The following is an 11,233-nucleotide window of genomic DNA, read 5'->3' as shown; positions in this document are numbered from 1 at the left end:
TTTTCAAGGGGCTTCGCCACACACTTACAATCGCCTGTCAAGTTCTTTTTCCTCATTTGGGCAAAAAAAGAGCAGGCTATCTTTTTGATAACCTGCTCTTTTGCATTCTATTGAACTTACACCTTAACTTAATGACATTGGCCACGTGGCAGCCCTTCGTAGTTTAGCTAACGGGCAGGATAATGGAATATGTGGTACTTAAATTAAACACCACAAAGGAGTGTGTTATGTCGCATAATTTGGGGCTGAAAATTGATTCTGAAAATCGCTTTGAAAAATTCGTTAAGAAGATAATAGAAACCCAGCTTGTGTGGGATTTGAAATCCGAGGACGGTTGGTGTGTATMACCTTCGAACGAATTTGAAGAAACAGATGTAATGCCTTTCTGGTCGGAACGAGCCTTAGCAAAACAATGTGCAATTGAAGAGTGGGTACATTACAGTCCACAGACGATACCGCTTGATGATTTTGCGAATACTTGGATTCCTGGGCTTGATAACGATAATTTATTGATTGGTACGAATTGGAACGCACATCTTTTAGGAAAAGAAATAGAACCGTTAGAATTATCGGCATGCCTGGTTCAGAAAGAACTTTGAATCATTTCGCAAACGGAGAACATTAGTTCAGTGAGCTATGCAGCAGTACTATATTTCTAACACGAGAATGCACTGAGAAAAAATTCTGTATATAAAGGGGGGGCGATCCCCCTCGCCTCCACCAATACCATGAAGAAACCCGACCTCGTGAGGTCGGTTTTTTTGGTTTTTTAGTAATGTTAAGAGCACTTCTTTTATTAATCCAACGGGTAGAATAACGCAATGGGGCCACAGTTGCAATAAAGGACAGAAATGCTCGATTAACGAACCAATGGCCATCAAGTGGGAGACCTTGCATTGCTTCATCTGGCCAGGTTATAGTCCGATTCAGTTGGTGCTTTCGATTTTTTCGCGTGGTTCGCCGGAGATGAATTCATCGTACTGGCATGTGATTGTGCCAAGGCTAGCAGTCTCATCACTATCCTGCTTCGGCTTGAATCGGATGTAGAAAGATGCTATGCCGAATATGTAAAAAAGAGGTCGACCATCTCGTGGTCGACCTCTAATTATTCTATTGCGCGGTCAGGATTTGTGTACCTTCAGCCGTGATGGCGATCGTATGCTCGTATTGGGCGGCGAGCTTGCGGTCCAGCGTCCGTGCGGTCCAGTTGTCCGAATCGATTGTCATGTGGTAGGTGCCTTCGGTGATCATTGGCTCGATCGTGAACACCATGCCTTCCTTGATGCGGAGGCCTTTGCCGGGCTTGCCGACATGCATATAGTTCGGCTCCTCGTGCAGATCCCGGCCAATGCCATGCGCGAGAAGGTCGCGCACGACGCCGAAGCCGTTCGATTCGGCATGCCGCTGGATGGCGCTCGTCACGTCGCCCAGCCGATTGCCGGGCTGCGCCTGCGAGATGCCGATGTCAAGGCATTCCTTCGTGACACGCATCAGCTTCTCGGCCGTCGGCGATATGTTCCCGACTGCATAGCTCCAGGCCGAATCGCCGAGCCAGCCGTCGAGCTCTGCGACCGTGTCGATCGTCACGATATCACCCTCCACCAGAGGCTTATCGCTTGGGAAGCCATGCGCGATCACGTCGTTGACAGATGCACAGGTCGCATATTGATAGCCCTTGTAGCCCTTTGTGTAGGGCTTGGCGCCATGCTTCAAGATAATGTCCTCGAAGATGCGCTCAATCTCGTTCGTTGTGATTCCCGGTTTGATGAGCGAGGCGATCGTGCGATGGCATTCGGCCACCACTTGGCATGCCTTGCGGATGGCCTCGATTTCATGTTTGCTTTTTAAAATGACCATGTTTGTATCAGGACTCCTTCGTAATAGCTTGCATCGCGAGCTTGGCGATTCGATCGACATCCAGCTCGGAAGTGCCCGCATAGTAGTGCAGCCCACAGCAGCCGACCAGCACGGCAAGCATATGGTCGACACTGTCGTCTTCGCGCTGGGCAATCGATTGGAGCGGAACATACAGCCGTTCCATGAATCGTCTCTTTGTGGGGTGCTGATCCTTTGCAGGCAAACCTGCATAATGTTCCGCGGCCATTTTGTAGACAAGATATGCGCGGGCGTCCGACTGCCACAGCTGGAGCAGTGCCTTGCAATAAGTCAGCAGCTGCCTATTATCCGGGCTGTCGACGCAGGTGTTTGCCCATTCTGACAGGGCTTGCTCGCATCGCTCGAAGCCGCTGCCCAGCACATCTTCTATTAATAAATGCCGATTGGGGTAATAATGGTATACCGTGCCGTAACCGAGCTCGGCTTCGCGGGCGACGTCGCGAATATCAAAGCTGCCACCCGTGTGGAAGTAGGTGCGCGCGGCGGCGTCCAGGATCTGTTCCTTGCGCTGCATGCGGATGAGCTCGTTTTGTTCTTTGGTGCGGGGGCACATGGATGCGTGAACCTCCTTACATAGACCTGCAAATTTGTCGATATAAACATAGTAACGCAATGGAAACTTATTCGCAACATTATTATATTCATAACGTCCATGTACTTACAGTTAAAAACATTCGGATTTTTTGATTTTTTAGTCATGTTAAGGGCACGTCTTTTATTAAACTAATGGGAAGGTTAGCGCAACAAAAGAGATTTACAAGTATACTTAGTGAGTTAGCGAAATGAGATTAAGAGGAAAGAATGAAATACTTCACTAAAGAGTTGTACGAAGAAAAGCAGATAAGAGGATATATGGTGTATTGTACAAGGATAAGGTGTGATGCGGATGACTGATTTTACAATGATTAAACAGCTATTTCATATTACGAAACGAAATGGGTTTAGTCATGGCGAGATACAAACTATTAAATATAATTTTGGTGAATTGCCTCAGGTGTTAATTGATTATTATTTGGAACTCGGTAAAGACGAGCGGCTGAATCATACGCAAGATCATTTGATCAAACCCGAGCAACTCCAATATTTCAAACATAGCGAATATTTAATTTTTTATTGCGAGAATCAACGTGTCTGTGTTTGGGGAATTCATAAGAAGGATTTATCCAGGTCCAATCCCCCTGTTTATATGAGTTACGATGAAAAGGTATGGGAAAAGGATTTTGAAACATTGACCGATTTTTTTCATGCGATGGCCTATTTGCAAAGCGTATTCGCACTTGAATATGGCTGTGAATCGTTCTATTCTATTGAACAAACCGACTTGGATTTTATTCGTGAAAATTTTAATAATAAAGGTATTTCCTTTCGGCATTGGATTGGCATCGAATTTTATGGGAATTACAATGACAGCATAATAACAGTGTTGAAAAATAACGATAGTTTTGATTTGATCTATGCTTCAAGCGACAAAGAACATTTTGATGAAATGGATCGGGTTCTCTCAAAACTGGGAGTAGAAAAATAATTTGTGGGGATTGTGATGAGGACATGGTTAAAGCAGTGGATCAAACCTCCTAAAACGAAAAAAGCAATCATTTTAGGAGGTTATAATAAATGAAATTCAATCCGATTGTCATGGATAACTGGAGTAGAAAACCCTATTTTGAGCATTATTTAAACAATGTCAGATGCACTTTTAGCATGACGGCAAATATCGACATTTCCCGGCTGCTGAAAGAACTTAAGAGTCGGAGGATAAAGCTGTATCCAGCACTAATCCACATGATAACTACGGTGGTAAACCGCCATAATGAATTTCGCACATGTTTTAATGCAGAAGGGACATTAGGTTATTGGGATCGTTTATCTCCTAGCTTTACAATTTTCCATGATGATGATGATAAGACCTTTTCAAGCATATGGACGTTGTACAGTGAAGATTTTAATGATTTCTACAGTCGTTATCTTGATGATATGAAAAAGTACGGAAGTGTTAAACAATTTGCCGCTAAAACAAACGAACCTCCGGGCACTTTCCCCATTTCCAGCATTCCTTGGGTCAGCTTCACTGGATTTAGCCTGAACATCTATAACGAGGGAACCTATTTACTGCCCATCTTTACAATGGGGAAATATTTTCAGTATGACGAAAAAATACTGTTGCCATTATCAGGGCAATTCCATCATGCCGTTTGTGACGGTTACCATGCTGGGATGCTGTATAATGAGCTACAAATACGTGCAGATGCTTGTATGGAATGGTTACCAAACTATACCGCATTTAGCTAACGGGTAACTATAGCTTATTTTTTCACTTGCATGTGATGGTGGAAATATTCTGTATAAGAGTTATCCAGTGCCGGTAGCCTTTCCGGTCAGTTGTGCGGTTGTGAAGCTCTTGTTTTTGGAGCGGCGCATTAAAATCGTTGCGGTAATTGTAACCGACTACAGCGAGCCAAAAGCCCATTAGGTGAAATTTACCTAGTGGGCTTTTTAGGGTTCGAATTTTTAATAATAAAAAATAGTGTTTTATGCAATTTTTTGCTGCGGCAATATATGTTTTTACAACTTCATCTGCTAACATAAGAGAAACATAACGAGAGAGTACATAAAGCACGGGGGCTAACATCTATGAGCTACAATTTATATTTATCAGCATTGCTGATGGCGGCTACCTGCTGTTCGCTAATGCTGTGTTATCTCTCTTGGAAAAGAAGAGAGCTGCCTATTGCAATTAGTTATGGGCTAGGCATGTTGACGGGTTCATTGTACACTTTTGGATATGCTTTTGAAATTGTTAGCACCGATTTAGAGCATATACGCTTCTGGCTTCGAATCGAATATCTAGGCATCCCATTCGGTACTATTCTATGGATTATAATGGTGCTGCAATATACGGGAAGGCAAGCGCTTGTTCGAAAATGGGTAGTAGCGCTGCTGATGATTGTTCCTGCCATTACCTTTGTAGCTCATTATACGAACGATTGGCATCATTTATTTTATAAAAGCATGACTTTAAATTACTCAGAGGGCTTTCCGCTGGTAACGACGGAGAAAGGACCTTTATACAAGCTGCATGTCTACTATTCGTATTCCTTCTTTGTAGTTGGCATGGGTTTAATGGTTGAAATGTTTCTAAAAGCGACATCCCGCATGAAGAAACAAATCGCTTTTATGATCATTGGATCATGGGGGCCTTTTGGATTTACGCTTATTTATTTGAGCAATGTCATTTATATGCCAATTGATATCTCCCCATTTGGTTTTATTTTCTCAGGAATCTTCTACATGTGGGGGATTTATCAATTTAACATGCTTAGACTAGCGCCCTTAGCGCTGCAAAAGGTGTTTGCATCCATGCAGGATGCGGTAATTATATTTGATTTGGAAAATACGCTAACTAGCTTCAACCAATCCAGCAAGCAGGTTATTAAAGGGATAAATAATAAGTGGATCGGGTTGCCGGCAACGCAAGTCTTTTTGCAATATCCATTGCTGTTGGAGAAAATCATGCAAGGGCCTTCTTTGAACAGCAAGGTTCAAATTTCGGGTCAAGCGGATGAACCCTATTATAATGTGCATATGTCCTTGATTAGTGATAAGAACCAGAAGCCTGCCGGCAAAATGTTTTTGTTAAGCGATGTTACGGAAATGGTGCGTTCAGAGGAGCGGCTGCTTGATAATGCCCGTCAGCTAAGCGAACTAAACATGTTCAAGGATCGAATGTTTAGCGTAGTCGCTCATGATATTCGTGATCCGCTGGCGGTGCTCATCAATTTAATGGAGCTCATGGAGGACGAGCTGCAAGGCTCCGGCGGAGAGCATGAGGAAATCGTCCATGAAATGGGACAGCAAATTGAAAATACTTTTGCACTGGTAGAGAGCTTGTTGGAATGGTTCCGAAGCCAACGCGAAGGCATGGTATTTAACCCAGTGGAGAGAGACATATACCATACCGTACAGGTCTGCATCCGGTTATTGGCGGTTCGCTGCGAGAGCAAAAAAATTCAATTAATATCGGAAATACCGAAGGATACGTTTGTGCTAGCCGACAAAGAAATGCTGGAATTGATTGTCCGAAATTTATTGTCCAATGCCGTTAAGTTTACCAACATCGGCGGCACAATCCGATTAAAAGCAGAACATCATGCCGATAAACTAATTATTTCTGTAAGCGATTCTGGGGACGGCATATCGCCGCAACAGGCCAGCTCACTGCTGCTGGAAGGTTATCCGGTGTCATCAACTGGAACAGCAGGAGAACGGGGCGTCGGTTTGGGACTTACTTTATGCAGGGAATTTGTTCGTTTAAATGGTGGAGACATTTGGTTCGATAGTTCTGAGCAAGGAAGTACCTTTTACTTCTCCGTTCCTACGCCATCTGCACATGCATTCAGACGAAGCAGCTTGGAGGCGAGCGCAGGTTGAAGGTTATCCTTATTGATGACGAGAAGGCGATGCATTTAATAATGAAACGGATGCTTGCGAAGACGTCTGTGGAAGTAGAAATTGCAGGCAGCTTCACGGAGACAGAAACAGCATTTTCTTATCTGATGAATCATGATGTAGACTTGGTGTTTCTGGATATAAGCATGCCGAGGGAAACTGGGCTAGAGCTTGCCGAACGGTTAAGAGAGGTTGGAAGAGAAATAAAGATCGTGTTCCTGACCTCACACAAAGAATATGCTTTGCCTGCCTTTGATGTTTATGCCTTCGACTATATCGTAAAGCCGGTTGTGCTGGAAAGACTTCAAAAAACGCTGCAAAGAGCGTTTGCTGAGTTGCGTAAAGAGCACTTGCGGCAAGGGGAGTGGGCGGCGCCTTTAAATGAGACGAGGTTTAACTGCTTAGGTGTTATAGATATTCAAAGCACGCAGGGGATAAGGGCGAAATGGAAATCAAGCAAAAGCGCGGAACTGTTTGGCTATTTGCTTATGCATAAAGGAAGGCTGATATCCAGAGCAAGGCTGATCGAAGAGCTGTTTGGCGACATGCCGCAAAAGAATGCTGAGGTTTACTTGAATACGACCGTCTATCAGCTGCGGAAGGTATTAGATCCATTTGGCCTGAGAGAGAATCTACATTCTGACAGCAACCACTACGCCCTTAGTCTGAGTGAGGTGAGTGTAGACCTTGTAAGCTTTGAAGAAGGCTGTAGAAAAATGTCAATCGTGGATGAGACGAATCTGGAAGAGGCGATTGCACTAGAGCAGCTGTACGCAGGGGACTTATTTGGGGATCACGCTTTTGCATGGGCTTGGAACGAGATTGAGCGTCTTTCGTTGCTGTACACCTCCTTTACCCAGCGATTATGTATGGCTTTGTTAAATAAAAGCGAGACGAATGCTGCCATTAGGTTGTTAATGAAGCTCGTGTCGCGCAATGAACTAGACGAACAATCCTTTTTGCTGCTTATGAAAGCTTTGGCTTTGCAAGAGAACAAGGAAGCGTTGACCCGGCAATATAGGCAATACGAAGACACGCTGCATAGAGAGATCGGTATAAAACCCTCCCGCGAGGCTGCTGATTTATATTTCAGTCTGCTGTCCGAGCTGGATAAATAAGAATGAGTAGATATGAAAGGCTCCTAAAATAATAGGGGCTTTTTTTGCTTTTGTCGAAGTTTGTCATTTTGCCGTCATTGGGCTTGGATATAATGGATCTAACTATAGAGATGAGGAGATAAGTTAACATGAAACGATTTTCAATACGCAATTTATTTTTAGTTTCGGTTTTAATTCTGAGTCTGTTAAGTGGATGTGTGTTCAAAATAAACCAAGTCACCATTTATTTTGACTCGGAAAGGTTAAGTGAGGCAGAGTATGCATACATCAGATATTCGAATAGCGATGTCGTTCAGGCACCCAACCTATTGCCGGGCCAAAACAGCGTTACTGTTCCTACGAATAGCACGCAATCCATTGTGGGTGGATACGTAAGCGACGGTGTAGTGAGCTGGGTTCCAAACATGATTTATGGATTAGGTAATGTTACTGTCAGTCGTATTTCGGCAAGTAAACCCAAGCTTCCTGTAGGCTATGTCAAGTTAAAAGAAATGGCTCAGAGTCAACCCGGGTATATAAACGTAACCTTTGCTGTTTATGATACCGATGGCAAGCCTGTGGATGATCGCACGGAAATTTTTGCACATTCCGCAGATACAGCTTTAACCTTCTATAACATAGACCCAAGCGACAAGGATAATGGTACTATTTATACGAGGACGAATACGGTAGACGAAGGTTACTCGTGGTACACCGTTAACGGATTGGTCACTTTCCAAATTAAATCCGACATTAGTGAAATTTATAATGTTCCTCTTTCTTTATACTCAGGTTCTCTATTCATAACGAATGATCCTTTTAACAATGAATCTACACCTGTGGAAGCAATCAATGTAGGCAGCGTGGGGGATGCTTCTTCCTTACTTATTGGCGATACTTTGGCTATGCGCGCGGATATATTGCCAGTAGACGCCTCTTACAAAAAGTTAAAATGGTCCGTTGAGAACGGAACAGGCTCAGCGACAATCAGCAAAAGCGGTGTATTGACGGGTATTTCGGCAGGTACGGTTACCGTTAAAGCTACGGCTGCTGACGGCAGCGCCGTTTATGGAACAAAAACGATTAAAATTCATGGACCTATCATACCTGTTCAAAACATATCTGTAACAGCGGAAGATGAGGTTTCTACAATCGAATCAGGCAAGACACTTCAAATGTATGCTGTTGTAGCCCCTAGCGACGCAACATACCGACAGGTTGCTTGGTCTGTTATTGATGGGACGGGTACAGCTGTAATTGACGAAGAAACGGGAGAGCTTACTGCAGGCAATCCAGGTACAGTAACGGTCCAAGCAACAGCTACCGATGAAAGCGAAGTTGTTGGCAGCACGATTCTTACTATAACAGCCGCCCAAGTCCCTGTATCCTCGATTACGTTAACAGGGGATTCCAGCTTGCTAGTTGGCCAGACGTTAACCGTTGACGCGACCGTTGCTCCTGAAAATGCAACGGACAAATCGATCGAGTGGTCTGTTGAAAACGGAACAGGCAGTGCGACAATCAGTACAAGCGGTGAATTGACCGGAACTTCAGCAGGTGCGGTAATCGTTATAGCAACGGCTATTGACGGCAGCGCTGTTTTTGGAACCAAAACGATCGAAATTAAGGAGCCCACCATACCTGTTCAAACGATTACCGTAACGGCGGATGGTGAAGTTACTACAATCGAATCAGGTAAGAAGCTGCAAATGAATGCTGTGGCAGCTCCTAGCAACGCAACAAACAAAGCGGTCACTTGGTCCGTAATAGATGGAACAGGTACGGCTGTGATTGATAAAACAACGGGAGAGCTTTCTGCGGGCAATCCAGGTACAGTAACGGTCCAAGCAACGGCTACCGATGAAAGCGAAGTTGTTGGCAGTACGATTCTTACGATTACGGCTGTCCAAGTCCCTGTTGCCTCGATTACGTTGACAAGTGATTCCAGCGTGTTGGTTGGCCAGACGTTAACCGTTGACGCGAGAGTTGCACCTGCAAATGCAACAGACAAATCAATCGAGTGGTCTGTTGAAAACGGAACAGGCACAGCAACAATCAGCAAAAGCGGAGTATTGACGGGTGTTTCAGCAGGAACGGTTACCGTTAAAGCAACGGCTGCTGACGGCAGTGCCGTTTATGGAACAAAAATAGTTGAGGTTAAAGTAAGCTCTGGCGGCGGTGGAGATCATGGCAATCCGACACCTACTCCAGCGCCAACAACAAAGCCTGAAAAAACACCTGAACCAAAACCGACAGCAACGCCTGAAGTGAAATTTGATCAAAATGTGATTCAAGTGGAAAAAGTGATGACCAGCTTAAACAAAAAAGTAGAGGAAGCGAAAGCTAATCCTACTGATGTGGAGTTCAAAGATACAAAATCTCACTGGGCTGGTTCCACCGTTCATATTTTCGTGAAATTGGGGATTGTAAACGGATATGAGGATGGTTCCTTCCATCCTAACGCAAGTATTACCCGCGCCGAATTTGCTACCATTATTGCAAAGGTATTTGACCTCTCTGCGACGGTTGATAAAAATAAGCTAAGCGACGTTTCCGACCACTGGGCTTCAGCATCAATTGCTGCTTTAACTGAAAGCGGCATTATCTCAGGGTACGAAGATGGCACATTTAAACCAAACAAAGAAATCAGCCGTGCCGAAATCATTTCCATTATTTCTAAAATCATTGATCTTAAAGCTGTAAACACAGCTTCAGCGCCTGCTTTCACAGATATTGATGGAGCTTGGAACAAAGAGCAAATCAAGCAAGCAGCAGCGGCAGGAATTATTAACGGAGCGGGTAATGGACAATTTGCGCCAAACAAACCATCATCTCGCGCTGAAGCGTTAACGATTATTTTACACACGCTTCAAACCAATGCGGACCTAAAAGCAATATTGGAAGCTTTAAAATAATAAATGCATAGTGCTTTCATGCAAAAAGCCTGCCGTATGGCAGGCTCAGGCTGTCGAGAAAGTCTCGACAGCTCTTTTTATGTTGATTTCATTTCATTCGACACAGACCTCGTTAAGTTAGTGACTGAAAGAAGGGTATAGAATTGCTTTGTTTCATGGAAAATTATCCACTTTTTCATTGGCTTTCCTTAGCTGCAGATCCAATCCTATTTACATCAATTAAATCACTTTGCGCAATTCTTTTGGCTATTGAACGCATCAAAGGACCCCTAAAATTTATAGGAACCTCATCAACTAGAAAAATTAACATTTGATGGGTTTTCTGCCGATAGAATAGGAGGGTATTATATAATAATTTGGAGGAATGTATCATGGATAAAAGTCCTAAATCATTTGTAGCTGCATTACTATTTTGTTTTTTCTTGGGAGGGTTTTCCATACACCGGTTTTATGTCGGGAAAATAGGTACGGCTATTTTGCAAATTATTACTTTAGGTGGATTGGGAATTTGGTTGCTGATTGACCTAATTATGATTATTGTAGGAAAGTTTACGGATAGTGAAGGCAGGAGAATCTCGGCATAATTTAATTACATAACAAAACTAGAGGGCTCCACCTGTTAAGGTAGAGCCTTTTTTTTCACTCAGTCGTTTGGGTGAAATTGAATATAAGAGGTATACATTCCTCGCGCCTACGCCACCATTAACACCATCCGCATGAGGATGGTGTTCTTTTACATGCATAAATAAAACAACTCAGCTGTATTTTGTTAATTTTAATACGAGCTTCGCGATATATAACTGAAAATTCTTTCTTCCTATTCATTTTACTCAAATGCGATGCGGCCATAATATATGAATTGGATTTGAAATTATCGTA

General features: G+C 43.6%; 11 protein-coding genes. 8 read left to right on the top strand and 3 right to left on the bottom strand.

What is annotated here, in order from left to right; genetic code table 11:
- Positions 1 to 227: 227 nt before the first annotated feature.
- Both AB4Z17_RS01745 and AB4Z17_RS01740 read left to right on the top strand, forming a co-directional pair.
- Complete coding sequence (locus AB4Z17_RS01745) at positions 228 to 599, top strand: DUF2750 domain-containing protein (protein WP_441957768.1); 372 nt, start codon at positions 228 to 230, stop codon at positions 597 to 599.
- A 271-nt stretch (positions 600 to 870) separates the two neighbouring features.
- A complete protein-coding gene (locus AB4Z17_RS01740) occupies positions 871 to 1,047 on the top strand; it encodes a hypothetical protein (RefSeq protein WP_441957766.1) in 177 nt (58 codons plus the stop codon).
- A 63-nt stretch (positions 1,048 to 1,110) separates the two neighbouring features.
- Here the strand turns inward: AB4Z17_RS01740 and map are convergent, their stop codons facing one another.
- The gene (map, locus tag AB4Z17_RS01735; RefSeq protein WP_441913792.1) at positions 1,111 to 1,857 is read right to left on the bottom strand and encodes a type I methionyl aminopeptidase; all 747 of its coding nucleotides are present in this window, start codon (positions 1,855 to 1,857) and stop codon (positions 1,111 to 1,113) included.
- A 7-nt stretch (positions 1,858 to 1,864) separates the two neighbouring features.
- Complete coding sequence (locus AB4Z17_RS01730) at positions 1,865 to 2,449, bottom strand: TetR/AcrR family transcriptional regulator (protein WP_441957764.1); 585 nt, start codon at positions 2,447 to 2,449, stop codon at positions 1,865 to 1,867.
- Between the two features lie 333 nt (positions 2,450 to 2,782).
- Here AB4Z17_RS01730 and AB4Z17_RS01725 point away from each other — a divergent pair, with 333 nt between their 5' ends.
- The 5 genes from AB4Z17_RS01725 (at position 2,783) to AB4Z17_RS01705 (ending at position 10,354) form a co-directional block, all read left to right on the top strand.
- Positions 2,783 to 3,421 (top strand): hypothetical protein, encoded by a 639-nt coding sequence (locus AB4Z17_RS01725; RefSeq protein ID WP_441957763.1) that lies wholly within the window; start codon positions 2,783 to 2,785, stop codon positions 3,419 to 3,421.
- 89 nt (positions 3,422 to 3,510) lie between these two features.
- The gene (catA, locus tag AB4Z17_RS01720) at positions 3,511 to 4,185 is read left to right on the top strand and encodes a type A chloramphenicol O-acetyltransferase (protein ID WP_441957761.1); all 675 of its coding nucleotides are present in this window, start codon (positions 3,511 to 3,513) and stop codon (positions 4,183 to 4,185) included.
- 342 nt (positions 4,186 to 4,527) lie between these two features.
- Entirely contained in the window at positions 4,528 to 6,324 is a 1,797-nt protein-coding gene (locus tag AB4Z17_RS01715; protein ID WP_441957759.1) for a histidine kinase N-terminal 7TM domain-containing protein, read from the top strand.
- On the top strand, positions 6,321 to 7,460 hold the full coding sequence (locus AB4Z17_RS01710; protein ID WP_441957757.1) for a response regulator: 1,140 nt from the start codon (positions 6,321 to 6,323) through the stop codon (positions 7,458 to 7,460). The genes AB4Z17_RS01715 and AB4Z17_RS01710 overlap by 4 nt, the downstream gene beginning before the upstream one ends.
- Before the next feature lie 128 nt (positions 7,461 to 7,588).
- Positions 7,589 to 10,354, top strand: coding sequence for an Ig-like domain-containing protein (locus tag AB4Z17_RS01705; RefSeq protein WP_441957755.1), 2,766 nt, complete (start codon positions 7,589 to 7,591; stop codon positions 10,352 to 10,354).
- 175 nt (positions 10,355 to 10,529) lie between these two features.
- On the opposite strand, the gene AB4Z17_RS01700 is transcribed toward AB4Z17_RS01705, so the two are convergent.
- Positions 10,530 to 10,664 (bottom strand): DUF3626 domain-containing protein, encoded by a 135-nt coding sequence (locus tag AB4Z17_RS01700; protein WP_441912542.1) that lies wholly within the window; start codon positions 10,662 to 10,664, stop codon positions 10,530 to 10,532.
- A gap of 61 nt (positions 10,665 to 10,725) precedes the next feature.
- On the opposite strand from AB4Z17_RS01700, the gene AB4Z17_RS01695 reads away from it, so the two are divergent.
- Positions 10,726 to 10,938, top strand: a complete 213-nt coding sequence (locus tag AB4Z17_RS01695) for a TM2 domain-containing protein (protein WP_339206070.1) — start codon at positions 10,726 to 10,728, stop codon at positions 10,936 to 10,938.
- The last annotated feature ends 295 nt before the right edge of the window (positions 10,939 to 11,233 follow it).

It is taken from the genome of Paenibacillus sp. TAF43_2, from assembly GCF_052113545.1.
Taxonomy (GTDB): Bacteria; Bacillota; Bacilli; order Paenibacillales; family Paenibacillaceae; genus Pristimantibacillus.
The sequence above is the reverse complement of the archived record's forward strand: the minus strand, read 5'-3'. Positions and strand labels throughout refer to the sequence as shown.